Raw genomic sequence first — 26,693 nt, 5'->3', positions numbered from 1 at the left:
TAGCCGATCAAGGCTGGCCAGATGATGAATATCGCAAATATGGGACAAAGGTTCGTCCGCGCAAGCCTGATGATCGCTTTCGGTGCCGCGCTCGCGGGTTGTAGCGGCGGCGGCGATGCGCCGCCCGCGAAACCGCCGCTCGAAGGTGCGCGCATCGGCGGCGCCTTCACGCTCACCGACCAGGATGGCAAGACCGTCCGCGATAGTGATTTTGCGGGCAAATATCGCCTGATCTATTTCGGCTACAGCTTCTGCCCCGACATCTGCCCGGTCGACCTGCAAAAGCTGATGCGCGGCCTGTCGCAGTTCGAAAAGGCCGACGCCGCGCGCGGCGCGAAGGTCCAGCCGCTCTTCATCACCGTCGATCCGGCGCGCGATACGCCCGCGGCATTGAAGCCCTTCGTCGCGCGCTATCATCCGCGCCTGCTCGGCCTCACCGGCACCCCCGAACAGATTGCCGCGGTCGCAAAAGCCTATGTCGTGACGTACAACAAGGTCGAGGGTTCGGCGCCCGACCGCTATCTGATGGCGCACAGCCAGCTCGCCTTTCTGATGGATCCCGATGGCAAACCGGTTGCGCTGCTGCCGCTCGACGATCCATCGTCCGACGTCGACGAAGGCTCCCCCGACAAGGTCGCCGCCGAGCTGGCGAAGTGGGTCAAGTAATGGCCCGCGAGGCGCAACCCTTCTGGGAAGCGCCGCTTGCCACTCTCGACGCGGGGCAATGGGAAGCGCTGTGCGACGGCTGCGGCAAATGCTGCCTCCACAAGCTTGAGGATGAGGATACGGGCCGCATCTATCCGACCAATGTCGCGTGCCGCCTGCTCGACCTCAAAACCGCGCGCTGCGGCGATTACAAGCATCGCCGCCGCCACGTTCCCGATTGCCTGACGCTGACCAAGGGCAAGGTCGCCGACATCGAATGGCTGCCGCAGACCTGCGCCTATCGTCTGCGCGCCGAGGGCGAGCCGCTGCCCGACTGGCATTATCTCGTCTGCGGCGACCGCGATGCGGTGCACCGCGCCGGCGAGTCGATCGTCGGATGGACGGTCGGTGAGGATATGGCCGGGCCGCTCGAGAATCATCTTGTCGAACGCGTCGTTTGACCCCGCGGCCGAGGGGCCGCACATCTGGGTCGGCGACGAAGCCTGGCCGGTACGGGTCGTCCGGCACGCCCAGTCGCGCCGCTACCGGCTCGTTTTCGACGGCGCGCGCGGCGAGCTCAGGCTAACGGTTCCGCGCCGCACCAACGAACGCGCGGCATTGAAATGGGCCGGCGAACAGCAGGCGTGGCTCGTCGAACAGGTCGGCAAGGCGGCGCTGCCGGTGATCGTCGGTCCCGGCGCCTCGGTGCCCGTTTTTGGTGTCGAGCGTCATATCGACTGGACCGCGACCGCGCCGCGCGCGATCCGTCTCGACGGTGAAAATTTGCACGTCGGTGGTCCGGTGGAAACCGTCGGGCGGCGCATCGAACGCTGGCTGAAGGGACAGGCGCTGGGTCTAATGGAGCGCGAAAGCCGCGAAATCGCCGCGGCTGCGGGCCTGTCGGTCGGCCGCGTCGGGGTCGGCGATCCGCGCAGCCGCTGGGGCAGCTGCACGCATGATGGCGACCTCCGCTACAGCTGGCGGCTCGTCATGGCGCCCGATCATGTTCGCCGCGCCACGGTCGCGCACGAGGTCGCGCATCTTCGGCATATGGACCATGGCGCGGCCTTCCACGCGCTCGTCGACGAGCTGCACGATGGCGATGTCGCCGCGGCGCGCGGCTGGCTGCGCCGCGAAGGACGCGCGCTCCACCGCTACCGTTTCGCTGTCTGAGCGCTAGTCGAAATCGTCCGGTTGCGGCTGGGGTTGCGATCGCAGCGTGGGCGTCTTGACGACCGGCGGTGCGGTTTTCGGCACCGTCACGATCTTGGGCTGGCCGCCATTCTTGGGCGTCCCGCCATTTTCGGCCGGCGGCCGCCGCCCGGTCTGCTCCTCGATCCATTGCTGGTCGAGCACCGGTCCATCCTCGGTCGGCGGCGGTGCCGGGTCCGCGCCCTCGGGCGGGCGGCTGTCATAGGGCAGCTCGATCGGCATGCCATTCTCGTCGACGAAGCCCTCCTGACCCGGCTCGCCCATATAGGCTTCACCCTCGTCCTCGAGCTGCCATTCGGGAAGCACGACTTCGGTGTCGAACGCCTCGACCGGGCGCCGCGCGACCGCGACGCGCATATAATCGGCAAAAGCCTTCGCGGGTGCGCGGCCGCCCTGCAGTCCGCCGACGGCCTTCGCATCGTCGCGGCCCATCCACACGCCGGTCGTGATCCCGCTCGAAAAGCCGAGGAACCAGCCGTCCTTGTTGCTCGACGTCGTCCCGGTCTTGCCCGCGACGGGGCGGCCGATCTGCGCCGCCTTGCCGGTGCCGGTGTTGACCGCGGTCTGCAGCAGGTCGGTGATGCCCGCCGCGACCCAATGGTCGACCAGCGTCGTCCCGCGCTCGGCGGGGCGCTGATAGAGCAGCTCGCCGCCGGCGGTCGTCACCTTGGTGATGCCATAGGGCTGCACCGACACGCCGCCGCGCGACACCGCGGCAAAGGCCGCGGTCATGTCGATCACGCGCACCTCGGCGCTGCCGAGCACCATCGAGGGATGCGTATTGACCGGCGTCGTGATGCCAAAGCGGCGCGCCATATTGGCAACCGCCGAAAAGCCGACCTCATCGCCCAGCTTCGCCGCAACCGTATTGACCGAATAGGCAAAGGCGCTGCGCAGGTCCATCGTGCCCGAAAAACGCCCCGATGAGTTGCGTGGGCTCCAGCCGTTGATCGTCACCGGCTCGTCGACGACCGGGTCGTTGACCTTATAGCCCGCCTCGAGCGCCGCCATATAGACGAACAGCTTCCACGCCGACCCGGGCTGGCGCAGCGCCTGCGTCGCGCGGTTATAGTTCGACGACACATAATCCCTGCCGCCGACCATCGCGCGCACCGCGCCGTCGCGGTCGAGCGATACCAGCGCGCCCTGCACATTCTTCGGCGTGTTCGCCTGGATCGACGCGGTCGCCGCGCGCTGCATGCCCAGATCGATGGTGGTATAGACGTCGAGCGCTTCGCTGCCCTCGTCGATCAGCATGTCGAGCTGCGGCAGCGCCCAGTCGCTAAAATAGCGCGCGCTATTCTGTCCGGTTTCCTTGGCGAGCTGCACATTGGCGGGCTCGGCGCTGTCGGCCTGCGCGCGCGTGATGACGCCCGCGTCGACCATGACGTCGAGCACGACCCCGGCGCGGCCCAATGCCGCCTGCGCATCGGCGGTCGGCGAATAGCGCGATGGCGCTTTGACGAGGCCCGCGACGACGGCGGCCTCGGACAGCGACATTTCGGTCGCGCTATGCCCGAAAAAGCTGTTCGACGCGGCGTCGATGCCATAGCTGCCGCCGCCGAAATAGACCTTGTTGAGATAGAGTTCGAGCAGCTCGTCCTTCGAGAATTTCCATTCGAGCGCCAGCGCGAGGATCATTTCGCGCATCTTGCGCGTCCAGGTGTAGCTGTTCGACAGGAAGATATTGCGCGCAAGCTGCTGGGTGATCGTCGAAGCGCCCTGCATGCGGCGGCCGGTGCCGTAATTCTGTACCGCGAACGCGGCGGCGCGCGCCATGCCGACCGGATCGACGCCGGGGTGATAGCGAAAGCGCCGGTCCTCGACCGCGACCATCGCGTCCTGCATCACCTGCGGCGTTTCCCTGAGGGTCAGCCAGCGGCCATAATTGGGGCCGAGCGACAGGAAGACGGTGCCGTCGGCGGCGCGGACGCGGATCGTCTGCCCCGCCGGCGATTTCTTGAGCTCCTCAAAGCTCGGCATGCGCTGCACCGCGATGCCGACCGCAACGCCCAGCGCGACGAGGACCACGACCGCGAGGCCGAGGCCCCAGCGAAAGGCGCGGCGCAGCCACACGCGCCAGCCTGACGGCTCGCCGCCGGGCGTGCCGCTGCGCTTGCTGGACGATGACGATTTATTCGACGAAGCCTGCTGTCTTTCACGGCGCAAAGCCGGTGTTCCTTCCCTCACTGCGCCCCTGATGCGTCAGTCCGGGAAGGAGGTTTCAGCCTTCGCCGGTCTGCGCCTCATCCGGCGAGCGGTCCGCGAAGTCAAGCGCCGCGCTGTTGATGCAATAGCGCAGCCCGGTCGGCCCGGGGCCGTCGGGGAAGACATGGCCGAGATGGCCTTCGCATTTGGCGCAGCGCACTTCGGTGCGGACCATGCCATGGCTGGTGTCGGTCAGCTCCTTGACCGCGCCACCCTCGGCGGGCGCGGTATAGCTGGGCCAGCCCGACCCGCTGTCGAATTTGGTGCGGCTGTCGAACAGGGGTTCGCCGCAACCGGCGCAGCGGTACATGCCGTCGCCCTTGTGGTCGGTATATTTGCCGGTGAACGCCCGCTCGGTGCCGCCTTCGCGCAGCACATGGTGCGCCATCGGGTCGAGCGTCTTTTCGGTTTTCGGGTCGGTCATGGAGGATCTCCTTCGGACGGGCTGTTTGGGGCACCATCGCTGTTGGCTTCAATATCGGCGCGGCGCCTCGCTATCGCAAGGGGGGAGCGGGTGAGCTGTTAGCGGGGCTCGATCCGCGTCGCCTCTGACATCATTCGTACCAACGCCGGAAAAAGTGACGCCATGCTCGTCATGGCTCCCGCTGTGTGCCGATTTTCGCCCATTCGCCAGACGAGATTGGCGAGCGCGAAGGGGCGCGTCATCCTCATCGCGAGGCGCTTCTGATATGCGGGCGCCGCATCGCCGCCGCCGTGACGCCACGCCGCCACCGCCGCCTCGGCGCTCGCGAGCGCGAGTCCCATGCCCTCGCCCGCAAGGCTCGGGATCACCCCGGCCTGGTCGCCGAGCCGGAACAGGCCCGGCGCCGTATCGCGTGCGCGCCAGCCATAAGGGACGTGCCCGATCGCATCGACGGCGCGCGACCAGTCGGCATGCGCCAACCGTTCGCCGAGATGCGGAAGCGTGTCGCCCAGCATGCGCAGCAGTGCCGCCGGATCGCCCCCCGCGTCATCGAGCCGCGACTTGTGCACCGCAAGGCACAGGTTGCCGCTGCCATCCTCCTGCCGCACCAGCCCGGCATAGCCGCGATCGAACAGGTGGAGTTCGACGGCATCGCCAATCAGCCGGTCGAGCGAAGGATGCGCCGGAAGACGCAACCGCATCCCCATTACGGGGTCGGCGCGTTGCCATGCGGCGGGCTCGCGCGGAAAACCGCGAAACCCGTGCTTGCCCGCGGCGAGGAAGATCGACGATGCGGCCAGCATCGCACCGTCGCGCGTCTGCACCGTGCCGCCTTCGAGCGCCGTCGCATGGATGCCGCGTTCGAGGCCGGCGCCCGCCGCCACTGCTGCCGCTTGCAAAGCGCAGTCGAGCCGGCGGCGCGACACCCCCATCGCCTCGCCGGGCAGCGCGGTCTCACTCTGCCGCTGGCCCGCGAACAGGCGCACGCAGCGAACCGCCTGCCCGCCGAGCGCCGCGCGCTCGATCCCGAGCGCATCGAGCCGCTGCAACGTCTGCCAGCTCAGGAAACCGCCGCACAGCGCGTCGCCCGTTTCGCGCGTGCGTTCGAGTAGCAGCGTCCGCGCACCGCTGCGCGCCAGCCCGATCGCCGCGGCCGACCCGGCGGGGCCGGCGCCGACGACGATCGCATCGCTCACCGGATATGCTCGACGCAAAGCCGGTACGGAAAGCTGCGAAAGATCCGGCATTCGCTTGCCGCCTCGGGCAAGGCTTCGGCCAGCATCGCCCGCCATTCGGCGCGGCGAAAGCTGCGCCCGACCGATAGCTGTCCGTCGCGCCGCACGATCGGATCAACGAGAGCGAGAGTCGCGAGCAGTGGAAAGCCCGCAAAGGGCAGGCGCCGGCGATGGAGGTCGTTGACCAGCCAACCGCGCGCCGCCTCGCCTTCCATGAAGCGGAGGAATTCGGTGCGCTGCGCGGGCGTCATATGGTGGGTGACGAGGCTGGAGAGGATGATGTCCCACCCCTGCCCCGCGAGCGCGCGATAATCGCCGGTGATCAACCGCGCCCGCGTACCGAGCCGCATCGCCGCCACCGCCTCGCTCTTGCGATTGAGGTCGACGCCCACCAGGTCGAGCGCAACCCCGCGCCTGTCGCCCCAGCGCGCGATCCGCGCGAGCATGTCGCCCGCGCCGAACCCGACGTCGAGAATGCGCCACGGCCGGTCGCCAACGCCGAGCGCACGCACCCGATCGAGAAAGTTCAGCGTCGGGCGCGGCGCCATCGTCAGACCGTTGATCCGCGACAGGTCGGCAAGCACGCGCGCATAACGTTCGGGCGGCAGCTCGGCGGCGTCCATCTCCTCCTCGCGGACGATCGGGACACGAAGGCTGGCGAAGAGGTTCATGGCGCGGTGAAGCCGATCGCTTCGGCGGCGAGCCCGGGGCCGAATGCGATCGCGACCCCCTCGCCCGCCGCGCCGCGCGCCATCATGTCGGCGAGCACGAACAGGATCGTCGCCGACGACATATTGCCGAAACGCGCGAGCACCGCGCGGCTGTCGGCGAGGGTGTCCGGATCGACGCCGAGCGCATGCTCGACCGCGTCGAGTACCGAGCGCCCCCCGGCATGGACCGCGAGCAGGGGCGGCGGACCGGCCGCGCCGAACAGTGTGCGCTGCACATCGGGTCTCGCCAATGTTTCGCGCAGCCGCCCGGGCACTTCGCCCGATAGCTGCATCTCGAACCCCTTGTCGCCGATGTCCCAGCGGATCAGGTCCGCGCTGTCCGCGAGCGCAAGGCTGCGCCCTTCGCCGAGCTCAAGCCCGTGCGGCGCGGCCGACACGATCCCTGCCGCCGCGCCGTCGCTGAACTGCAGCATCATCAGCAGGGGTTCGGCCTCGTCGGCGGCCGAGAGGTGCAGGCTCGACAGCTCGACGCTGACCACCAGCACGACGGCGCCGGGTTCGGACCGCACGATATGCCGCGCGGTGCGCAGCGCGGTGACCCCGGCGTAGCAGCCCATGAAGCCGATCAGCACGCGCTCGACCGTCGCGGGCAGGCCCAGCCGCTGCGCGATGATCTGATCGATCCCCGGCGCGACGAAGCCGGTGCAACTCGCGACGACGATATGCGTGACGCGCGCCGGGTCGAGCGCGTCGCCGAGCGCCGCGATCGCCTGCATCGCGAGGTCGGGGGCATATTCTGCATAGGCCGCCATCCGCGCCGAAGTCGGCGGCAGGCCGGGGACGTCGTAAAATCCGCCCGCGCCGACGGGCGATCCGCCGTCGGCAGTCGGCGGCAGCACCGACCAGCGGTGGTCGATCCCCGATCGCGCCGCCATCCGCGCAAAGAGCGCCCGCATGCGCGGGTCGGCGAGGCGCGGCGTCGCCCAGTCGATGAACGACTGATGGATGTCGTGCCCCGGCACCGCGGTGGCGAGGGCGTTGAGCCGGACGGGCGGAGGGCTGCTCATGGCGCGGGTTTGACCCAAAAGCGCGGCGCTGGCCAGCGGATAAGGTGCTGCGCCATTTTACCCGGGATTAACCATGCTGTGGCAAGGGGAAGATGTGAAACTGCGTCTTTTCCTTGGCTTGGGCCTGTTGTTCGGCGCTGCACCTGCCGCAGCGGCGCAATGCATGCTCTGCGCGCAGGACAAGGCGGCGGGAATCGCGGCGCGCAAGGCCGAGGTGCCGCTGCGCGTCGATGTCGAAACCCGGCTCGACATGGGCCGCGTCGCGGTCGGCGCGATGGGCGGCGAGGTCGAAATCGATCCCGCCTCGGGCGCCCGCCGCGTGCGCGGCGATGTCGTCGATCTCGGCGGCTTCGCGCTGACCGGCACCGTCACCGTGCGCGGCGAACCGGGGGCCGAGGTGCGCGTCATCCTTCCCGCAAGCGTCGATCTTGAAAGCGGTCATGGCCGCACCGCGCGCGTCACCGGCCTCGTCACCGATCTGTCGGCCGCGCCGCGCCTCGGCGCCGACGGCCGGCTTCAGTTCCGCTTCGGCGGCCGGCTCCAGATCGCCGGGCTCGACGATGGGGACTATCGCGGGCGGATTCCGGTGACTGTCGAATATCAATAGGGCGAGGTGGAAAGCGAACCGTCGCTTCCCACCCCCGGATCAACGCGATTGCCAGCCGCTCCACAACTCGCGCAGGCCGGCGATATCGCTGCTGCATAAGTGCGGCATCGCCTCGCGCAGTCGTTCATCGGGCCAATGCCACCATTGCATGTCCAGCAACGCCGCGATGTCGCCATCGGCGAAGCGCTTGCGAATCGGGGCTGCCGGATTCCCGCCGACGATCGTGTAGGGGGCAACGTCGCGGGTCACGACCGCCCGTGTGCCAATGACGGCGCCGTCGCCGATCCGGATGCCCGGCATGACGATCGCTTCCGAACCGATCCAGACATCGTGACCGATCACGGTATCGCCTGCCGGGAGAAAGCCGTTCCGGGCGCCGCCGAACGCCGGAACCTCGGGCATCCAGAAAAAGGGAAAGGTGCTGATCCAGTCGTTCCGGTGCCCCTGATTGCCCGCCATGATGAAGGCGGCGCCCGACCCGATCGAGCAGAAGCTGCCGATGATCAGCTTGTCCGCATCCTTGTCGGGAAGGATGAAGCGGGCGCAGTCGTCGAAGCTGTGTCCGTGATAATAGCCCGAATAATAGCTGAAGCGGCCGACCCGAATATTCGGCTGCGTAACTTGTTTGTCGAGCGTTATCCCCTTGAAGGGGCTTTCGAAAAAATTGTCCATTGTGAACACCTGCGGTGTCGATGGCCTGTCGGCCAACGAAGGATGAAGATGATATTCATCAACAGGCGCGACCGGGCGGTGCGCCTTCGTCGTTCCTCGCGTCAGTGGCGCGGGAACCCCATGCAGGTGGTACACGGTGCGGACTTCATGGAAGACAAGCTAAAACGTCAGGAGCGCCGTGGCAACATCGCGGCACCGAAATCGGCATTCACTGGTTCAGCTTCGCGACCCGAACAGCGCCGTCCCGACGCGCACATGCGTCGCGCCCAGCATCACCGCGGTTTCGTAATCGCCGCTCATCCCCATCGAACGCCCCGTCAGCCCATTTCGTTCGGCGAGTTCGTCGAGCAGCGCGAAAAAGGGCGCGGGTTCGATATCGGCGGGGGGGATCGCCATCAGGCCGTCGATCGTCAGCCCGGCGTGCTGCGCTTCGGCCAGCAGCGCCGGCACGTCGGCGACCGCGCAGCCGCCCTTCTGCTCCTCGTCGCCGATATTGACCTGGACGAACAGCTCGGGCTGTTTTCCGGCCTTGGTGCATGCCTTCGCGATGGCCTGTACCAGCGAGCTGCGGTCGAGCGAGTGGATCGCATCGAACAGCGCCACCGCTTCCTCGGCCTTGTTCGACTGCAACTGGCCGATCAGGTGGAGCACGACATCGGGGGTTTCGGCGCGCAGTTCGGGCCATTTCGCCGCGGCTTCCTGCACGCGATTCTCGCCGAAGTGGCGCTGGCCCGCGGCGATCAGCGGGCGGATGGCGTCGGCGTCGTGGGTCTTCGACACGGCGATCAGGCAGATATCATCGGTCCGCCGCTGCGCGCGCTTTGCCGCGCCCGTGATATTGGCATTTACCTCGGCCAGCCGGTCTGCTGCTTCGCTCATCGTCTCGCTTCCATCCCGCGCGTTGCGCGCGCTCGCGACGCGCCTATAGAAAGGGCGATGCGCCCGCGCCACCCCCTGTCCCCCAAATCGCCAAACGCATTGCCGAACGCATGGCTGTTCAGCGACGAGCGGACCGCGGTCGGCATCGCCGAACTCGCGGCGCTGCTTCCGCCGGGCAGCGGTATCGTCCTCCGCCACGACAGCCTGGCGCCCGGCGCGCGCTGGCGCCTGCTGCGGCGGTTGATGTGCACCGCGCGTGCGCGGGGATTGACCGTGCTGCTCGCGGGAGACCCCGCGACGGCGCGCCGCTGGGGCGCCGACGGCGTCCACCTTCGCCAGCGCGATGTAAAGCGGGCGGGGCAGGCGCATCGGCTCGGCCTGTTGCTGACGATGCCCGTCCACGATGCGCGCGAGGCGCGCCGCGCGCGCAAGGCCGGCGCCGGCGCCGTCTTCATCTCGCCGCTCCATCCGACGCGGTCGCATCCCGGCGCACCGGTGCTCGGGCGCGCGATGTGGCTGCGGCTCGCGCGGTTATCGGACGCCCATCCGATCGCGCTCGGCGGGATGACGGTGGCGCGCGCGCGCGCGCTAAGCCGCGCAAGCGGAATCAGGCCCGGCTGGGCGGCGATCGATGCGTGGGAAGAAAAGGCGGCGAAGCGCCGGGGACAAGCTGCGTCGATATTTGCGTCAGGGTGAGTCGAAAATGACGGCGTTCCGTGACCCGGAGCGCAGGGCACTTAATGTGCGTGAGCACCGGAAGCGCGGAAGGTCGCCATTTGCAGGCCGCCCTGATCCAAATAGCGATACAGATTTAGAAGCGGAACGCGGTTCCGACATAGACCGCCTGGCTGTCGCGGCGCGTATCGGTCAGCGGTTCGATACGGTCGTCGCTCTTGTACCGAACGCCCGCGGTGACGTCGATGTTCTTGGTCAGGCGATAGCTGCTGACGACATCGACGGCCGACGCTTCGCCAGGAGCGGTGACGCGATCGGTTGCCCCGCTTGGGTCGCTTGGGCGGTTGACCATACGCGTGGCGAAGCGCGACTTTTTCTCGTCCTGTTCCGGAGCCTTCGCGACCGGCAGGTTACGAAGGTCGGTGCCGCGCGGCAGCGCCGGCGTGACGAATTTCTCGAATCCGACCGAGGCGCCGAGATTATAGGCGACCGGAGTAATCGCGATCGGCGCAGTCCGGCCCGCAGCCAGCGCAGAGGTGCGCGCGGCGCTCGACGCGTCGTCGCGGGCGCGAATCACGACGGTGATCGCGCGATTCTTGCGCCCGTCGTCGGGAAGCGCGGGGGTGAAGCTGAAGCTGCCGCGCTGTTCGGCCGACATTTTGTTATAGCGTGCGATCAGCCGCTCATCGCCCGATGCCGGGGTGAACTGGCCAAGCAGGGTTTCCGAAAGATTGGTGTCGCGGATGCGGTCGCTGCTCGACATCGCGGCGAGCGCTGGCGGAAGCGCAAGCGAAACCACCGCCAAAGCGGTGAGGCTTCCTTTCCAAAAATGTCGCGATGTCCGCGCCATTGCCCTGCGACTCCAACCCCAATTGATTCTTCAGATAGGACTCCCGGGGCAACATTGCCAGTGAATCCCGTCAAATTGTTGCAACGATTCCGATTTTTGCCAAAATTGTTGCGGGATCGTCACAGTGCATTTCGAATCTGACCAGAATCTGAACCGCGGCAAAGCCGAAATTGCCGCGCTTGCGGGGCGGCGACAAGGGCGATAGAGACGCTGGCAATATCGTTCCGCGCGGCCGATTTTCCACGTCGGACGGGCTCAAGAGATAAGGTGTACCCGCATGTCCCAGCTTTCCGTCCTTGCCACGCTCGGTCGCCGTCCGGCCGCGCTCGCGCTGCTTGGGCTCGCGGCGCTTGGTCTTTCGGCCTGCGCGAACAAGGAACGGCCGCGCGCCGATCTCGCCGCCAGCCAGGTGACGACGATTGGCGTCAACAGCTATTTGTGGCGCGCCTCGCTCGACGCGCTGTCGTTCATGCCGCTGCTCCAGGCCGATTCGGCCGGCGGCGTCGTGATCACCGACTGGTATGCGAACCCGGCGAACCCGGGCGAGCGGATGAAGGTTACCGTCTCGATCCTCGACCAGGATCTGCGCGCCGACGCGCTGCGCATCGCGGCTTCGCGCCAGGTCGCGCAGGGCGGCAGCTGGGTCGACGCGCCGGTACAGGCGGCGACGGTGCAGAAGCTCGAGGAAATCATCCTCACCCGCGCCCGCGACCTGCGTCGCTCGGCCATCAGGGACTAATCCGGCGGCGCGCTTTCCGCGCCTGCCCACACAGACTAACGGGGTAACCGACGAATGACCCGCGAACCGCGCTTTGGCGCCCTCGCCGCCGACGCCCGCTGGCAAAAGGCGTGGGAGGCGGCGAACAGCTTTGCCACGACCGATAGCGAAGATCGGCCCAAGGCCTATATCCTCGAGATGTTCCCCTATCCGTCGGGGCGCATCCATATGGGTCACGTCCGCAACTATGCGATGGGCGACGTGCTCGCGCGCTTCAAGCGGATGACGGGGCACGACGTGCTCCACCCGATGGGCTGGGACGCGTTCGGCATGCCCGCCGAGAACGCCGCGATGGAAAAGGGCGTCCACCCCGGCGGCTGGACGCGCGACAATATCGCGTCGATGCGCGCGCAGCTGAAGCGCCTTGGCCTCGCGATTGACTGGAGCCGCGAGCTCGCGACGTGCGAGCCCGATTATTACGGCCAGGAACAGGCGCTCTTCCTCGACCTGTTCGCCGCGGGGCTCGTCACGCGCAAGCACAGCTATGTGAACTGGGACCCCGTCGACATGACCGTGCTCGCGAACGAGCAGGTGATCGACGGCCGCGGCTGGCGCTCGGGCGCGCTCGTCGAAAAGAAAAAGCTGTCGCAGTGGTTTTTGAAGATCACCGACTTCGCCGACGAACTGCTCGAAGGGCTGGGCGCACTCGACAGCTGGCCCGACAAGGTGCGGCTGATGCAGGAAAACTGGATCGGCAAGTCGCAGGGGCTGGAGTTCAGCTTCAAGCTCGCTGGCGGCGCGGCCGGCTTCGACGTCTTCACGACGCGCCCCGACACGCTTTACGGCGCAAGCTTCGCGGCGATCTCGCCCGACCATCCGCTCGCCGAGCGGCTCGCGAAGGATTCGCCCGAGCTCGCGGCGTTCATCGAGGACTGCCGCCGCCAGGGCACCGCCGCCGAACAGATCGACACCGCCGAGAAGATGGGATTCGACACCGGCATCGCGGTCGAGCACCCGCTCGATCCCAACTGGCACCTGCCCGTCTGGGTCGTGAACTATGTGCTGATGGACTATGGCACCGGCGCGATCTTCGGTTGCCCGGCGCACGACCAGCGCGACCTCGACTTCGCGCATAAATATGGGCTGCAGGTCCACCGCGTCATCGCCGACGGCGACGCGACCGCGCAGCATTTCACGGGGACCGAGGCCTACACCGGCCCCGGCAAGCTCGTGAACAGCCACTTCCTCGACGGCATGACGATCGACGAGGCGAAGGCCGCCGTCATCACGCGCGCCGAGCATGAGGGCTGGGGCAAGGGCACTACCGTGTGGCGCCTCCGCGACTGGGGCGTCTCGCGCCAGCGCTACTGGGGGACGCCGATCCCCTTCATCCACTGCCATGCGTGCGGCACCGTGCCGGTGCCCAAGGACCAGCTTCCCGTCGTCCTGCCCGAGGATGTCGATTTCTCGGTCCCGGGCAATCCATTGGATCGCCATCCGACGTGGAAACATGTCCATTGCCCCGGCTGCGGCGGTGACGCGGTGCGCGAAACCGACACGCTCGACACCTTCGTCGATTCGTCCTGGTATTTCCTGCGCTTCGCGAGTTCGCCGTCGGACAAGCCGTTCGATCCCGAGGTGATCCGCCGCTGGCTGCCCGTCGACCAATATATCGGCGGCATCGAGCATGCGATCCTTCACCTGCTTTATGCGCGCTTCTGGACGCGCGCGCTCAAGCATATGGGCATGATCGACATCGCCGAGCCCTTCGCGAGTCTTTTCACGCAGGGCATGGTGACGCACGAAACCTACAGCCGCGTGCAGGGCGAAGGTCTGCCGCCGCTCTACTTCACCCCCGAGGAGATCGAGCGTCGTCCCGACGGCGCGACGCTCACCGCCGACGGCTATTCGGTCGACGTCGGCCGCGTGATCAAGATGTCGAAATCGAAAAAGAATGTCGTCGATCCCGACGCCATCCTCGACCAGTACGGCGCCGACGCCGCGCGCTGGTTCATGCTGTCGGACAGCCCGCCCGAACGCGACCTGCCGTGGAGCGAGGCGGGCATCGAGGGCGCATGGCGCTTCGTCCAGCGCTTGTGGCGGATCTTCGGCGACACCGAAAATGTCGGTGACGGTGCCGAAGACCTGGGCCTTGCGCGCAAGCTGCATCAGGCGATCGCCGGCGTTGCCGCCGACATCGAATCGCTTGGCTTCAACAAGGCCGTCGCCAAGGTCCACGCGCTCGCGAACGAAATCGAGAAGGCCAAGCCCTCGGCGACCCGCGCCGAGGCGTGCCGCACCCTCATCCTGCTCGTCGCACCGATGCTGCCGCACCTCGCCGAAGAGGCATGGTCCGCGCTTCCCGCCGGCCAGCGCACGACCGCGATGATCGCCGATGCCGCATGGCCCGCCGCCAATCCGGCACTGCTCGTCGATGACGAGGTGACAATCGCCATCCAGATGGCGGGTAAGCTGCGCGATACGATGACGCTCGCCAAAGGTCTCGACAAGGATGCAGTGGAAGCCGCGGCGCTCGCGCGCCCGCGCATCGTCGAGCTGCTCGCCGGCGCCGCGCCGAAGAAGGTCATTGTGGTCCCCGACCGTTTGGTGAATATCGTTCCCTGATGCGTAATCTCCTGACCTCTTGCCTCGTCGCTGCTTCGCTGCTTGTCGGCGGCTGCGGGCTCCGCCCGCTCTACGCGAACGGCAGCAAGGGGGCGGTGGCGCAGGTGCTCGCCGACGTCGACGTCGCGGCGATCGAGGGACATAACGGCTGGCTCGTCCGCAACGCGCTCCGCGACCGGCTGCAGGCGACGCAGGGCGGCGAGGGTGCGGGCAAGCGCCTCCGCCTCGACGTTCGACTCGAGGATTCGATCACCGGCTTCGGCGTCCGCGCCGACGATACGGTAACGCGCGAGCGGCGGACACTGCGCGCACGCTACCAGCTCGTCGACGCGGCGACCGGCGAAGTGTTGCTCGACGCGACGGCGTTCTCCGACGCGGGGATCGACGTCGTCGGCAGCGAATATGCGACGATCGCCGCCGAATCCTCGGCGCTCGAACGGCTGTCCTCGGCGGTCGCCGACCAGATCGTCGCGCGCCTCGCCGTCTTTGCGAACCGCGGCGGCGGACAACCGGCTGCTGTGCCCGCCGGGCAATGAAGACGGTCAAACCGAACGAACTCGAACGCCTCTCGCGCCTCGACCCCGCGGTTCGTTTCACCCTCCTCACCGGCCCCGACGAAGCGACAATGGAAGCCGTCGCGAGCCATTTGATCGGGCTGGCGGGCAAGGATGCCGAACGGCTCGACCTTTCGGGATCGCAACTCTCGCAGGATCCGTCGCTGCTCGCCGCCGAAGCCGCGTCGATGTCGCTTTTTTCGTCCGCGCGCGTGATCAGGGTCGAATTGTCGGGCAGCGGCGACGACGGCCTTGCGGCGGTCGAGGCGCTGCTCGCCGCCGAAACCGCGATCAACCCGGTAATCGCGACCGGCGCGTCGGTCACCGCCAAGTCGAAACTCGTCAAGCTCGTCGAAGGCTCGGATCATGCCGTTGCGGCGATCTGCTACCAGCCCGACCGCCGCGCGCTCGTCGGCATCGCGATGACGGCGGGGCAGGAACAGGGGCTGCGGCTCGCCAATGCCGAGGCACAACTGCTCGTCGACCTTGTCTCGGGCGACCAGGCGCTGATGCGGCGCGAGATCGAGAAGATCGCGCTCTACCTCGACGCGGGTCCCGATCGGCAGCGGCAGGTGACCGCGGCCGACATCGCCGCGCTCGGCGCCGCGACGCACGAGGAGGATGTCAGCGAGTGCATCAATGTCGCGCTCGGCGGCAAGGTACGCGAAATGCCCGAGATGCTGGCCAAGGCGACGGCGGTCGGCGTCGCCGAAATCCGCATCATCCGCGCGCTCGCGATCCGCGCGATGGCGCTCGCGCGCCTGCGCGCCGAGGTCGACGGCGGCGCGCACCCGGCCACCGTGGTATCGGCGCGCACCAGCGGGATTTTCTGGAAAGAGCGCGACGCGGTGACCGCGCAGCTCCATATCTGGGATTCGGTCCGCATCGCGCGGTTGATGAGCCGCTTGCTCGACTGCGAACGCGCGCTCAAGGCGTCGGGCACCGCGGGCGCCGTACTGTTCCGCAAGCTGATGACCGACATCGCGCACCAGGCCGCGCGGGCGCGGTAGGTTCGGGGCGCTTTCGACCGGAGCCGCCCTTCCTTTCATCGTCATCCCGGACTTGATCCGGAATCCATAGCTGCGCCGTCGTCGTGGATCCCGGATCAAGTCCGGGATGACGACGCGGGGGTAGTTTGCCGTCTGCTCCCACCGTTGGGACATCACCCAAAAGGAAAGGGCCTGACGCGACAGTGCCCGGCCGCGGCAGGCCCTCCCTACGCCCTCCCCAAAGCGGGGAGGGGGAGAGACGGTCAGAACTGGCCGCGCAATGTCACCCCGTAAGTGCGCGGTTCGCCGGGGAAGCCGACGAACAGCTGATTCGCGGTGCCCGCCAGCCCGGAGGAAGCGGGCGCCGCGACGGCGCGGAAGGTGCCGCCGCCTTGCAGCGGCATGTCGGCGCCGATCTGGTAATATGTCTTGTTGAGCAGATTCTGGCCCCACAGCTCGATGCCCCAGCGCCGCTCGGGTCCATAGAGGCCGATGCGGCCGTTGAAGATCGCGAAACCGTCCTGGATCTTTTCGACGTCGAGGTCGGACCCGGTGTTGGTGTCGCTTTGCAGGCGCGTGTCGAGATAGACGAGCGCGCTCATCCCCGAACTGCCGATCGGCGGGGTCCAGCTGATCCCTGCAGTCGCGACATAGCGCGGCGCATTCGACACGCCGCGGCCGGGAAGCTGGAACAGCACCGGCGACAGCGGCCGCCCGCCCGTCCCCACCAGATTGCGGCGATAGAGCGTGTCGACCCAGGTCAGCCCCATATTGACCGACACATAGCGCGCGGGGCGCAGGAAGGCTTCGATTTCGACCCCCTTCGAGCGCACGCCGGGTTTCAGCCGGTCGGACGGGCAGGCGCCGGTCGCCGCGAACCCGTCGGAATCGGCGCGGTTCAGATCGTCCTTGCACGCCTGAATGTTGGTGACCTCGAAATTGACGCCGTTGAAGGTGTTGAGCTGATAATTGCTATATTCCTGATAGAAAGCCGCGACATTGACGTCGATCCCGGGGCCGTCCCATTTGATGCCGAGTTCATAGGCATCGACCTTTTCGCTCGCGAACTGCAGGTCGCTCGCCTCGGGCCGGCCGTTGCCGCTCGTGTTCGCGGGCAGCGCCAGCCGCGCCGCGCAGGCCGGGTCGAAGGCCGTGTTGCATGTCCGGTCGAGCGCCGAGAAATCGAGGTTGAAGCCGCCCGCTTTATATCCCTTCGACGCCGATCCATAGACGAGCCATTCGGGGGCGGGTTTCCAGCTCAGCACCGCGGTTCCGGTCCATTCATTGTCCTTGAACTTCGTCCCCGCGCTGCCGCGCGGCAGGTCGGGCGCGGTGCTGTTGATGACGCAGGGCAAGGTCGCGAGCGACTGGAAGGGCGAATTGACGATCAGCGGGCAGATCGCATTGTTGAAATTCGCGTCGGCATCGAGGGTCTTGCGTTCGCTCGTATAGCGCGCGCCGATCGTGAAGGTCAGCACGTCGGGGACGATGTCGAAGCTGTTGTGGGTAAAGACCGCGAAGTTGCGGCTGCGCTGCGCAAAGGTCGATCCCTGATTGCCAGTGCCGTTGATCGCGAGCGCCGGCTGGCCGAGCGCTGCGGCGAGCGAGCCGAAGCCCGGGCGCGCGGGATTGGCGATCAGCGCCTGCAGCAGCGAGCGCGTCGCACCCGGGGGCAGCACGGCGATCGTCCCCTGCACCACCGGCACGTTCACGCACGAGGGGTTCGAGGGCAGCACCGCACTTGGCAGCGCGCTCGCGAAGAGCAGGCAATTGGCGAATTGCTCGTAATTATTGCCGTAAACAATGTCGTCGTCGACATCGAGTTTCTCGTTCGCATAATAGCCGCCAACCAGCCAGTCGAGCCGCCCGTCGAACGCCTCGCCCTGCAACCGGACCTCCTGCGTGAACAGGCGGAACCGGCGGTCGAGGTCGGTGCGGCGGAGCACGTCGAGCGCGCTGAAATCGGCATCCTGGCCCTGCGCATTCTTGTAATCGCGATAGGCGGTGATCGAGGTCAATGTCGCCGCGCCAAGCTCCCAGTTCAGCTCGCCCGACACACCCCAGTCCTTGGTGTCCGACCGATAGGTGACTCCGGGCGTCGTCGACTGCCGCCGGACAAAGGGCGTTCCCGCCGGCGGGACCTGATGGTTCGCGCCCAGGCCCTGCAGGATCGGCAGCAATGTGTTCGCCGACGCCACCGGGAAACCGTCGGGTCCTCGCGCCAGGTTGCGCACGGGGTTCAGCAGGACACCGCCGCAGCAATTTTCGTTGCGCTTGCTGTAATCGGCGATCAGGCGGAATTTCAGCGTCTCGCTCGGTTCGAACAGCAATTGCCCGCGCGCCAGCCAGCGGTCGCGGTCGTTGATGTCGGGTTCGCCCGCCGTCGCATTGTCGATGAAGCCGTCGCGTTTCTGCCAGACGCCGTCGAGGCGAGCCGCCACCTTGTCGCCCAGCGGCGCATTGATCATCCCGTCGACGCGCCAATAATCGTAATTGCCATAGGATATCGAACCCTTGGCGCCGAAGCGGCCGAGCTCGGGACCTTTGGTGACGATGTTGATCAGCCCCGCGGTCGAGTTGCGCCCGAACAAGGTGCCCTGCGGCCCGCGCAGCACCTCGACGCGTTCGATGTCGCCGAGTTCGGACAGGCCGACCCCGGTGCGGCTGCGATAGACGCCGTCGATGAACAGGCCGACCGACGATTCGAGGCCGGGATTCTCGCCGACCGTACCGATGCCGCGAATACGCGCCGAGAAATTGACCTCGCTCGTCGCGCCCGACACGAGCAGCGACGGGGCGACCTGTCCCAGCGCACGCACGTCGGTCGCGCCGGTCTTTTCCAGCGTCTCGCCGGTGACCGCCGAAACCGCGATCGGGACATCGGACAGCGCCTCGCTGCGCCGCGTCGCGGTGACGATGATCGTTTCGTCATTCGCCTCGGCGCCGGCTTCCTGCGCCGCGGCGGGCGCGGCCCACAGGGCGAGGACAAGCGGCAGGCCCGCGGCGTTGCTACGCAGCAGCCGGGTACGGCGGGAACAGTTTTTCATGGGTCAGGCCCTCCTCCACAGGTGTTTTTTCGCGGGAGAGCGTCATGATATTCTATTTGTGCAGCAGCCTATCATGACCGGGCCGCGCCAAGCCAGCGCAACCCCGTCCGGCAACCTCATTGTCCGGCGTGCCGCGGCATTTATGTCACAGCTGTCAGATGTGACGGGTTGACTTGTCCGGCCAAAAGAAAGGGGGCGGAACAGCATGTGTCCCGCCCCCGATAGTCTGTCATTCGCTGGTGTTTAGAACTTACCGCGCAACGTCACGCCATAGGTCCTCGGTTCGGCAAGGAACTGCGAGAAGATCTGGCGGCCGCCCGGATATTGCGGGTCGGCAAAGGCGGCGGTCGCCGAGGTCGCACCTTCCTGGAAGGGCGAGTTGAACGCGACCTGGGCATATTGCTTGTTGAAGATATTCTGGCCCCAGAATTCGATTCCCCATTTCTCGTCGGGGCCGCGAATGCCGATGCGCGCGTTGAACAGCGCATAGCCATTCTGTTCCTTCTGCGGGAACAGGTCCGAACCGGTGTTGTAATCGCCGGTCATGCGGCCGTCGACATAGACGAGGCCGGTCAGCCCGCTGCTGCCGATGTCGGGCGTCCAGGCGATGCTGCCGGTCGCGACCAGTTCGGGCGCGTTCGACAGATTGTTGCCCGGCAGCAGGCGCAGCGCCTGGTCGAGCGGGGCGCCCGAATTATTGCCGACCAGCTGACCGCGATATTTGGTCTTCGCATAGGTCAGGCCGGCGGTCATGCGGAAGCTGCGCGCCGGAACGAGCGAGGCTTCGAGTTCGAAGCCTTCCGACCGGACGCCATGGCTGACGTCGTCGCTGGGACAGGCGCCGGTGGTCGCCGCCGCGGCGTTGAAGTTCGGCGCACCGGTGAACTTGCTCTGGTCGCGGTCGCCGCCGTTCAGGTCGCTGTCGCAGCCATTGACGTTCTGGACGAGGAAGACGGTGCCGTTGAACGTGTTGAGCTGGAAGCTCGAGAAGTCCGACCGGAAGAAGGTCAGGCCGAGGCCGAACGGACCGGTCGCATATTTGGCGCCGAGTTCATAGCTGTCGACCTTTTCGGGATCGAACTGCAGGTTGCCGACCAGCCCCTGCGCGCCGCCGGGGGTCGCCGCGAACGGCAGGATCGGCGATTTCAGCGCCGAGCGGTCGAGGTTGAAGCCGCCCGCCTTGTAGCCGCGCGAATAGCTCGCATAGACCATCAGGTCGTCGACCGGCTTGTACGACAGGATCGCAGTGCCGGTCCATTCGTCCTCGCTCCGTTTGTCGTTGATCGACACATTGTTGAGCTCGGCGGTCGAATTGCCCTGGCAGCCGAGGCCGATCAGGCCGCCTGCGACGGCGCGGATGGTGGCGTTCGGGCTCGACAGATCGTCGAGCAACCGGCCCTGGATCACCTGACAGGCGGTGTTGTCGTTGGTGAAGGTCGCCGAGAACTTCTTCTTGTCGTTGGTGTAACGGACGCCGAAGGTGAAATCGAGCTTGTCGGTGATGTGGAAGATATTGTGCGTGAACAGCGCCCAGTTCTTGCCATTCTGGCGATAGACGTCGTTGATGCTGCCCTTGTCGCTGATCCCATCGAGCGCCGCGAGGCTCGCGACGATATCGGGGCCGGCGGCGGGACCGAAGGCGCCCAGCAGCGTCGCCTGGCCGACGCCCGGGATGATGCACGACGGGCTGGCCGGCGAATAGAGGCCCGAGAGCGCCGTGCCCGTGATCAGGCGGCACGCCGCGAACCGGCCATAGTCTTCGCCGAAGCGCAGATTGTCGCGCACCCGCAGCTTTTCATCGGCATAGAAGCCGCCGACGAGCCAGTCGAGCTTGCCGTCGAACGCTTCGCCCTGCAGGCGCAGTTCCTGCGTGAAGGTGTGGAACTGGCGATAGGCATCCTTGTCGGGCGCGCGATAGAGGATGTCGACCGTGCCGTAATCGACGTCGCCGGCCTGGCTCGATCGGTACTCGCGGTACGCGGTGATCGAGGTCAGCGTCGCGCCGCCGAAATCATAGTCGATCTGGCCCGAGAAGCCGTAATCCTTCGTCTTGCCGGCGAAGCTGCGGCCCGGGGTGACCGAAATGTCGCGGCTGTAACCCTGGTTGAACGCGCCGACCGACTGGCCGAGGTCGCGCAGCACGTTGATGATATTGTTCGACGTCGGGGTCGCACCCGCGCCGACGGTGCTGGGGGTGTTGAGATTGCCGATATATTGGTTGACGCTCGGCCCGACATAGGTCGCCGCGCAGCATTCCTCGTCGCGCGAGGTATAGTCGGCGATCAGGCGGACCGACAGCGCATCGGTCGGTTCGAACAGCAATTGCCCGCGCAGGAAATAGCGGTCGCGGTTGTTGACGTCGCGATTGTTCGCGGTGTCCTTGTAGAAACCGTCGCGCTTGACCCACACGCCGTCGAGGCGCGCCGCGAGCGTTTCGCCGAGCGGGCCGGTGACGCTGCCGCCGAGACGCCAATAATCATAATTGCCATAGGTGACCTCACCCGTGGCGCCGAAGTTGAAATCGGGCTTTTTCGAATAGATGCTGATCAGGCCCGCCGACGAGTTGCGTCCGCCGAGCGTGCCCTGCGGGCCGCGCTGGACTTCGATTCGGTCGAGTTCGCCGAGCTCGTTGAGCCCGATGCCCGAACGCGAACGGTAGACGCCGTCGATGAAGACGGGGACCGAGCTTTCGAGGCCGGGGTTGTCGCCGACGGTGCCGATGCCGCGGATACGCGCCGAGCCGTTGGCTTCCGAGCCGGTCGACGACACGAGCAGCGACGGCGCGAGCTGGTTCAGCTGGCGAATGTCGTTCGCGCCGCTGTTCTGCAGCGTTTCGGCGCTGACCGCCGAGATTGCGACCGGCACGTCGGAGAGCAGCTGCGAGCGGCCCTGCGCGGTGACGATGATCGGGGTGTTGTCGCTGTCGTCGGTCGCGGTGTCGGCCGGCGCGTCTTGCGCAAAGGCGGGAACCGAGAACGCCGCCATGGCAAGCGATACGCCGAGCGCGCTGGTGCGCATAAATCGGGCAGCACGAAGGGAAGATGATTTCATATCGGGCACTCCTCTCAACATTTATTTATTTTTGTTGCGGTCGGAGCATAACTCAATTGCGCGGCCGATCCAGCGGGGGGCACGTATTTGCGTCGTTTTTGACGGGGTGATGCTTTTTGGCCACAGGCGGAAAAGCGCCTGTTCGGCGGGGCTTAGGGTCTAGCGAGTGGCAAGCGCACGGCTTGCCGTAGCGTCATCGGCCGCCCGGCCGGGGCAAGGAAAGCAGAGCCGGCGGCCGCGAGCGACCAGCATCGCCTCATACGCACCGGAAAAATTCGCGGCGATGACCGCGTCGTCGACCGCGAGCCCGCCCGTCAGCGCACCGAAAGCGGGAAGGATCAGGCGCTGTCCATCGCCCGCGAAACAGGGGCGGGACACCGAACGGCCGCGGATGTTGAGCCGCAATTTGGGATGGAAATGCCCCGAAATTTCCGGCCGCGTTTCGCGGCCTATGCTTTGGTGGCGAAAAACGATGCCGTCGATCACCAGCTCGTCGGCGACCTCGCCTCCCCACGCGCCGCCGGTCAGCCCGTCGTGATTGCCCGCGATCCACAGCAGCTTCGCCGACGCGGCCTGCCCGAACAGGCGATCGGCGACCGCGGGGACGATGCGCTCCGCCGCGCCCTGGTCGTGAAAACTGTCGCCGAGGCACCAGATCGCGCGCGCACCGGTTTCGGCCGCGAGCGCGGCGAGCCGGTCGAGCGTGTCATGGCTGTCATAAGGCGGCAGCGGCTGGCCGAGCGCGGCGTACCAGCTTGCTTTCTCCAGATGCAGGTCGGCGACGATCAGCGCGCCGTGGCGCGGCCAGAACAGCGCCCGGTCGGGCAGCATCTGAAACTGCTGGCCTGCAAAATCGAAGGTCGCGGCGGCGGACATACATCCGCTATGGCTGCGGCGGCACCCCGCCGCAAGCGCCCTAGCCTCCTGCGGCGATCCCATTTGCGGCGAAGCGTTGGCCGGACTCGCGATGCGCCCCGTCGGGCAGGTCGAACACGACGCGCTTGTTCGGGAAATCGATTTCGACCCGGTCGAACATCGACAGGCTGTCCATCCCCAACAGCAGGGCGGGCCGTTCGTGCAGGCCCAGCGCGCGGAACGCCTGGCCGTCGGCGAAACTCACCGGCAGGTCGTTGACGTCCATGCCGTTGATCACGATGCGTTTGATCGCGGTGCGCGTTGCGGGCACCGCCTCGCCCGTGACCGCGTCGAGGATCGTCGCCTCAAAGGGAAAACGGTTGGCGCGCTTGCTCGCGACCAGCCTTTGCAACGCCATATTGCCGACGCTCGTCTGCGCTCCGGTGTCGACGATCACGTCGATGCGTTTGCCGTTCAACCGCGCGTCGGACAGGATCAGGCGCCCCGCCGAATTGCGCGCGGTGACGACGATCGCGTCATCGTCCTTGATGAGCGACGGCGCGCGGCGGCGCGTTTCCAATATCTGCATGCTTTCCTTGCGGAAATCGATCAGCACGCGCCGTTCTTCGAGCATGTCGACCCCGATCAGCCCCGCGGCGCCGATATGCCTCCCGAAAAAGGCGGGCGCTTCGACTGAGGCGAGGTGCAGGTTCGACATCTGCAGCGCGGCGACGCGGTAGCTGGGCACCGTCGCCGCGCCGCCGATCGTGGCGAGCCGTAACTTCGCTCCCTCGGCCAGTCCCAGCCTTTGGGCAAGTTCGCGGGCGATCACCGTTCGCTCGGCGCCGGTGTCGACGAGGAAGGAGAAGGGCCCCTTGCCCCCAACCATGACCTTTACCGACATGCGCCGCGATGCATCAAGGTCGAACGGCTGGATAAAGGGCACCACCGTCACCGGCGGCGCGACGATGTCGCCGGCCGGTGCCGGAACGGGGGGCGGATCGGCGGGAGCCGGGGTCGCGCCAATCAGCGCGGGGGCGGCGAGCAGCAGCGCGAACAGGACGGACCGCTGGATAGCTTGGGTCATCGCTGGCATCCTCATTATGTTTAGGCGTAATCTACGCCTCATCGCGCGTCGCAGCAAGCGAAACGCCGGATGCGCCGCGCCGCCTTATCCGGGGCGCATGGCTTCTTCCGCCAAGCTGTCTGCCAATTCGCCCAGCAGCGCGTCGTCGATATCGGCGGCCGCGACATTTTCGCGCCCGATCAGCACGAGCACCGGGATCGCGAGCGGACTGATCCGGTCGAGCGTCCGGTGCAGCATCGTTCCCGCCGCGCGGTCGAGCAGGTCGCCGAGCCGCGCCACGTCGGTCAGCCGTTCGCGTGCGTCGGCCCACGCGGCCTCCAACAACAGGTGGTCGGGTTCATATTTGCGCAGCACGTCGAAGATCAGGTCGGTCGAAAAGGTCACCTGCTTGCCCGTCTTGCGCTTGCCCGGATGCTGGCGCTCGATCAGCCCGCCGATCACCGCGACCTCGCGGAAGGCGCGCTTCAGGAGGTGCGACCGCTCGACCCATTCGACGAACTCTTCGGACAGGATCTCGGCATCGAACAGATTCTGCGGATACGCGACGGGCCGCAGCGACCAGATCGCGATCGCATAATCCGACGCGACGAAGCCCAGCGGCTGCAACCCCGCGCGCTCCATGCGCTTGGTGATCAGCATGCCCAGCGACTGGTGCGCGTTCCACCCCTCGAACGGATAGCAGACGAGATAATGATTGCCCTCGTGCGGGAAGGTCTCGACGAGCAGCTCGCCGGGGCGCGGCAGCGCCGATCGCAGCGCCTGCATCTCCAGCCAGAAGCGGACATCCTCGGGAAAGCGCTGCCAGCTCGCCGGGTCGGCGAGGAACAGCCGCACCCGGTCGGCGAGGCGCGTCGAGATCGCGAGGCGCGCACCCATATAGCTCGGGATGCGCGCCGGACGCGTTGTCGCGCGTACGATCAGGTCGGTGTCGCGGATCGCCTCGACCTCGAGGCTGAGGCCGGCGAAGGCGAAGGTGTCGCCGGGTGACAGCGTGCTCGCGAAATATTCCTCGACCTTGCCGAGCCGCCGGCCGTTTTTGAACCGCACATCGGCCATCGGCGCCTCGACGATGATCCCGGCGTTGAGCCGGTGCTGCACCGCCAGCCGCGGATGCGCGATGCGCCAGCCGCCCTGCCCGTCGGGCGCGAGGCGGCGGAAGCGATCATAGCTTTTGAGCGCATAGCCCCCATCGCGCACGAAGCCGAGCAACCGCGTGAAGGTCGGCGCATCGATCCATCGATAGGACGCCGCCGAGCGGATTTCGGCGAGCAGCGCATCCTCCTTGAACGGCGCCGCGCACGCGAGCGCCATCACATGCTGCGCGAGCACGTCGAGCGCGCCGGGGCGAAAGCGGTCGGCGTCGCGCTCTCCCGCCTCGACGGCATCCAAGGCCGCGCGCGCCTCGAGATATTCGAAGCGGTTGCCCGGCACGATCAGCGCCTTGCTCGGCTCGTCGAGCCGGTGGTTCGCGCGCCCGATGCGCTGGAGCAGCCGCGACGAGCCCTTCGGCGCCCCCATCTGGATCACGCAATCGACGTCGCCCCAGTCGAGCCCGAGGTCGAGGCTCGACGTCGCGACGAGCGCGCGCAGCCGTCCTTCGGCCATCGCCGCCTCGGCGCGCAGCCGCGCCTCGCGGTCGAGGCTGCCGTGGTGGATCGCGATCGGAAGCGACAGGTCGTTGACCTTCCACAGCTCCTGAAAAATCAGCTCGGCGAGCCCGCGCGTGTTGCAGAAGATGATCGTCGTGCGGTTCTTCGCGACCTCATCCATCACCTGATGCACCGCCCAGCGCCCCGAATGCCCGGCCCAAGGCACCGCACCCTCGGGCAGCAATATGCCGATCTCGGGATCGGCGCCGGCCTCGCCCTCGACGAGCGTCACCGCCTCCGCATCGCCGTTCGGCGCGAGCCAGCTGCGATAGGCGGTGGTGTCGGCGATCGTCGCCGACAGGCCGACGCGGCGCAGCCCCGGCGCGATCGCCTGGAGCCGCGACAGCGCGAGGCTGAGCAGGTCGCCGCGCTTGCCGGGCGCAAAAGCGTGGATTTCGTCGATCACCACGGTCTTCAAATCGGCGAACATCGTGAAACTGTCGGGATAGGACAGCAGCAGCGACAGCGATTCGGGGGTCGTCAGCAGGATGTTCGGTGGCCGGCTGCGCTGGCGCGCCTTCTTGTCCGACGATGTGTCGCCGCTGCGGCTCTCGACGCTGATGTCGAGTTCCATCTCGGCGATCGGGCCGAGGAGGTTGCGCTCGACGTCGGCCGCAAGGGCTTTGAGCGGCGATACGTACAGCGTGTGCAGCCGATCGGTCGGATGCCGCGCCAGATCGACGAGCGTCGGCAGAAACCCCGACAGCGTCTTGCCCGCCCCCGTCGCGGCGACGAGCAACGCGCTTTCGCCGCGTTCGCCTGCGGCGAGCATGTCGGCCTGATGCCGCCTGAGCCGCCACCCGCGCGCGGCGAACCAGTCGATGAAAGGGGCCGGGAGGGGCATATGTGGAACGTGGGGCGCGCGAGAGGCGCGCGCAATCTTTCTCTCGCCGTCAGCTAACGACCGGTTGCGGACGCTTCTTCTCCCCTTCCGCTTGCGGGAGGGGTCGGGGGAGGGCCTGTTTCGGCCGCG

General features: G+C 67.1%; 22 protein-coding genes. 9 read left to right on the top strand and 13 right to left on the bottom strand.

Going from position 1 to position 26,693, the window contains the following annotated elements; translation table 11 throughout:
• Positions 1-21: 21 nt before the first annotated feature.
• From ATE70_RS21095 to ATE70_RS21085, 3 genes are read left to right on the top strand one after another with little or no spacing between them, the layout of a single operon-like run.
• A complete protein-coding gene (locus ATE70_RS21095) occupies positions 22-666 on the top strand; it encodes an SCO family protein (RefSeq protein WP_156419788.1) in 645 nt (214 codons plus the stop codon).
• Positions 666-1,106 (top strand): YcgN family cysteine cluster protein, encoded by a 441-nt coding sequence (locus tag ATE70_RS21090; protein ID WP_037515752.1) that lies wholly within the window; start codon positions 666-668, stop codon positions 1,104-1,106. Before ATE70_RS21095 ends, ATE70_RS21090 begins: the two co-directional genes overlap by 1 nt.
• Entirely contained in the window at positions 1,087-1,818 is a 732-nt protein-coding gene (locus ATE70_RS21085) for a M48 family metallopeptidase (RefSeq protein WP_231732718.1), read from the top strand. The genes ATE70_RS21090 and ATE70_RS21085 overlap by 20 nt, the downstream gene beginning before the upstream one ends.
• A 3-nt stretch (positions 1,819-1,821) precedes the next feature.
• Here the strand turns inward: ATE70_RS21085 and ATE70_RS21080 are convergent, their stop codons facing one another.
• From ATE70_RS21080 to ATE70_RS21060, 5 genes are all read right to left on the bottom strand, one after another.
• On the bottom strand, positions 1,822-4,026 hold the full coding sequence (locus ATE70_RS21080) for a transglycosylase domain-containing protein (RefSeq protein ID WP_058539531.1): 2,205 nt from the start codon (positions 4,024-4,026) through the stop codon (positions 1,822-1,824).
• Between the two features lie 55 nt (positions 4,027-4,081).
• Complete coding sequence (gene msrB, locus ATE70_RS21075) at positions 4,082-4,489, bottom strand: peptide-methionine (R)-S-oxide reductase MsrB (RefSeq protein WP_058539530.1); 408 nt, start codon at positions 4,487-4,489, stop codon at positions 4,082-4,084.
• 98 nt (positions 4,490-4,587) lie between these two features.
• A complete protein-coding gene (locus tag ATE70_RS21070) occupies positions 4,588-5,685 on the bottom strand; it encodes an NAD(P)/FAD-dependent oxidoreductase (RefSeq protein WP_231732717.1) in 1,098 nt (365 codons plus the stop codon).
• A complete protein-coding gene (locus ATE70_RS21065) occupies positions 5,682-6,395 on the bottom strand; it encodes a methyltransferase domain-containing protein (protein WP_058539528.1) in 714 nt (237 codons plus the stop codon). The genes ATE70_RS21070 and ATE70_RS21065 overlap by 4 nt, the downstream gene beginning before the upstream one ends.
• Complete coding sequence (locus ATE70_RS21060) at positions 6,392-7,462, bottom strand: type III polyketide synthase (RefSeq protein ID WP_058539527.1); 1,071 nt, start codon at positions 7,460-7,462, stop codon at positions 6,392-6,394. The genes ATE70_RS21065 and ATE70_RS21060 overlap by 4 nt, the downstream gene beginning before the upstream one ends.
• Before the next feature lie 94 nt (positions 7,463-7,556).
• On the opposite strand from ATE70_RS21060, the gene ATE70_RS21055 reads away from it, so the two are divergent.
• The gene (locus ATE70_RS21055; RefSeq protein ID WP_058539589.1) at positions 7,557-8,069 is read left to right on the top strand and encodes a DUF4402 domain-containing protein; all 513 of its coding nucleotides are present in this window, start codon (positions 7,557-7,559) and stop codon (positions 8,067-8,069) included.
• A gap of 39 nt (positions 8,070-8,108) precedes the next feature.
• Here the strand turns inward: ATE70_RS21055 and catB are convergent, their stop codons facing one another.
• Positions 8,109-8,741: a type B chloramphenicol O-acetyltransferase gene (catB, locus tag ATE70_RS21050; protein WP_058539526.1), complete on the bottom strand. Its 633-nt coding sequence runs from the start codon at positions 8,739-8,741 to the stop codon at positions 8,109-8,111.
• 216 nt (positions 8,742-8,957) lie between these two features.
• A complete protein-coding gene (locus ATE70_RS21045; protein WP_058539525.1) occupies positions 8,958-9,620 on the bottom strand; it encodes a YggS family pyridoxal phosphate-dependent enzyme in 663 nt (220 codons plus the stop codon).
• Positions 9,621-9,719: 99 nt separating this feature from the next.
• Here ATE70_RS21045 and ATE70_RS21040 point away from each other — a divergent pair, with 99 nt between their 5' ends.
• Positions 9,720-10,316, top strand: coding sequence for a thiamine phosphate synthase (locus ATE70_RS21040; RefSeq protein WP_231732925.1), 597 nt, complete (start codon positions 9,720-9,722; stop codon positions 10,314-10,316).
• A gap of 115 nt (positions 10,317-10,431) precedes the next feature.
• Here the strand turns inward: ATE70_RS21040 and ATE70_RS21035 are convergent, their stop codons facing one another.
• Positions 10,432-11,094: a hypothetical protein gene (locus ATE70_RS21035; RefSeq protein ID WP_231732727.1), complete on the bottom strand. Its 663-nt coding sequence runs from the start codon at positions 11,092-11,094 to the stop codon at positions 10,432-10,434.
• Positions 11,095-11,422: 328 nt separating this feature from the next.
• Here ATE70_RS21035 and ATE70_RS21030 point away from each other — a divergent pair, with 328 nt between their 5' ends.
• The 4 genes from ATE70_RS21030 to holA are packed head-to-tail and all read left to right on the top strand — an operon-like array spanning position 11,423 to position 16,052.
• Positions 11,423-11,884: a DUF3576 domain-containing protein gene (locus ATE70_RS21030; protein WP_056373063.1), complete on the top strand. Its 462-nt coding sequence runs from the start codon at positions 11,423-11,425 to the stop codon at positions 11,882-11,884.
• Between the two features lie 54 nt (positions 11,885-11,938).
• Positions 11,939-14,488 carry a leucine--tRNA ligase gene (gene leuS / locus ATE70_RS21025; RefSeq protein ID WP_058539522.1) on the top strand — a complete coding sequence of 850 codons (2,550 nt, stop codon included), beginning with the start codon at positions 11,939-11,941 and terminating at the stop codon, positions 14,486-14,488.
• Entirely contained in the window at positions 14,488-15,024 is a 537-nt protein-coding gene (lptE, locus tag ATE70_RS21020; RefSeq protein ID WP_058539521.1) for an LPS assembly lipoprotein LptE, read from the top strand. The genes leuS and lptE overlap by 1 nt, the downstream gene beginning before the upstream one ends.
• Entirely contained in the window at positions 15,021-16,052 is a 1,032-nt protein-coding gene (holA, locus tag ATE70_RS21015) for a DNA polymerase III subunit delta (protein WP_058539520.1), read from the top strand. The genes lptE and holA overlap by 4 nt, the downstream gene beginning before the upstream one ends.
• Before the next feature lie 242 nt (positions 16,053-16,294).
• Here holA and ATE70_RS21010 read toward each other — a convergent pair whose 3' ends face one another.
• From ATE70_RS21010 to ATE70_RS20990, 5 genes are all read right to left on the bottom strand, one after another.
• A complete protein-coding gene (locus tag ATE70_RS21010; protein ID WP_082639969.1) occupies positions 16,295-19,078 on the bottom strand; it encodes a TonB-dependent receptor in 2,784 nt (927 codons plus the stop codon).
• 243 nt (positions 19,079-19,321) lie between these two features.
• A complete protein-coding gene (locus ATE70_RS21005; RefSeq protein WP_197411534.1) occupies positions 19,322-22,129 on the bottom strand; it encodes a TonB-dependent receptor in 2,808 nt (935 codons plus the stop codon).
• A gap of 159 nt (positions 22,130-22,288) precedes the next feature.
• Complete coding sequence (pdeM, locus tag ATE70_RS21000; protein ID WP_058539518.1) at positions 22,289-23,005, bottom strand: ligase-associated DNA damage response endonuclease PdeM; 717 nt, start codon at positions 23,003-23,005, stop codon at positions 22,289-22,291.
• Between the two features lie 40 nt (positions 23,006-23,045).
• Positions 23,046-24,071, bottom strand: a complete 1,026-nt coding sequence (locus tag ATE70_RS20995; RefSeq protein WP_058539517.1) for a retroviral-like aspartic protease family protein — start codon at positions 24,069-24,071, stop codon at positions 23,046-23,048.
• 84 nt (positions 24,072-24,155) lie between these two features.
• Entirely contained in the window at positions 24,156-26,564 is a 2,409-nt protein-coding gene (locus ATE70_RS20990) for a ligase-associated DNA damage response DEXH box helicase (protein WP_058539516.1), read from the bottom strand.
• Between the last annotated feature and the right edge of the window lie 129 nt (positions 26,565-26,693).

The organism is Sphingopyxis sp. H053 (assembly GCF_001468225.1).
In the GTDB taxonomy this organism is placed as follows: domain Bacteria; phylum Pseudomonadota; class Alphaproteobacteria; order Sphingomonadales; family Sphingomonadaceae; genus Sphingopyxis.
Note: the sequence above shows the minus strand (reverse complement) of the source record. Positions and strands in the feature narration are given on the sequence as shown.

Coding starts and splice junctions, on each gene's coding strand:
- ATE70_RS20995 (WP_058539517.1), bottom strand. CDS start 24,071: ATGACCCAAGCTATCCAGCGGTCCGTCCTGTTCGCGCTGCTGCTCGCC.
- leuS (WP_058539522.1), top strand. CDS start 11,939: ATGACCCGCGAACCGCGCTTTGGCGCCCTCGCCGCCGACGCCCGCTGG.
- ATE70_RS20990 (WP_058539516.1), bottom strand. CDS start 26,564: ATGCCCCTCCCGGCCCCTTTCATCGACTGGTTCGCCGCGCGCGGGTGG.
- ATE70_RS21090 (WP_037515752.1), top strand. CDS start 666: ATGGCCCGCGAGGCGCAACCCTTCTGGGAAGCGCCGCTTGCCACTCTC.
- ATE70_RS21005 (WP_197411534.1), bottom strand. CDS start 22,129: ATGAAATCATCTTCCCTTCGTGCTGCCCGATTTATGCGCACCAGCGCG.
- pdeM (WP_058539518.1), bottom strand. CDS start 23,005: ATGTCCGCCGCCGCGACCTTCGATTTTGCAGGCCAGCAGTTTCAGATG.
- lptE (WP_058539521.1), top strand. CDS start 14,488: ATGCGTAATCTCCTGACCTCTTGCCTCGTCGCTGCTTCGCTGCTTGTC.
- ATE70_RS21095 (WP_156419788.1), top strand. CDS start 22: ATGATGAATATCGCAAATATGGGACAAAGGTTCGTCCGCGCAAGCCTG.
- ATE70_RS21030 (WP_056373063.1), top strand. CDS start 11,423: ATGTCCCAGCTTTCCGTCCTTGCCACGCTCGGTCGCCGTCCGGCCGCG.
- ATE70_RS21010 (WP_082639969.1), bottom strand. CDS start 19,078: ATGAAAAACTGTTCCCGCCGTACCCGGCTGCTGCGTAGCAACGCCGCG.
- catB (WP_058539526.1), bottom strand. CDS start 8,741: ATGGACAATTTTTTCGAAAGCCCCTTCAAGGGGATAACGCTCGACAAA.
- ATE70_RS21060 (WP_058539527.1), bottom strand. CDS start 7,462: ATGAGCAGCCCTCCGCCCGTCCGGCTCAACGCCCTCGCCACCGCGGTG.
- ATE70_RS21065 (WP_058539528.1), bottom strand. CDS start 6,395: ATGAACCTCTTCGCCAGCCTTCGTGTCCCGATCGTCCGCGAGGAGGAG.
- holA (WP_058539520.1), top strand. CDS start 15,021: ATGAAGACGGTCAAACCGAACGAACTCGAACGCCTCTCGCGCCTCGAC.
- msrB (WP_058539530.1), bottom strand. CDS start 4,489: ATGACCGACCCGAAAACCGAAAAGACGCTCGACCCGATGGCGCACCAT.
- ATE70_RS21045 (WP_058539525.1), bottom strand. CDS start 9,620: ATGAGCGAAGCAGCAGACCGGCTGGCCGAGGTAAATGCCAATATCACG.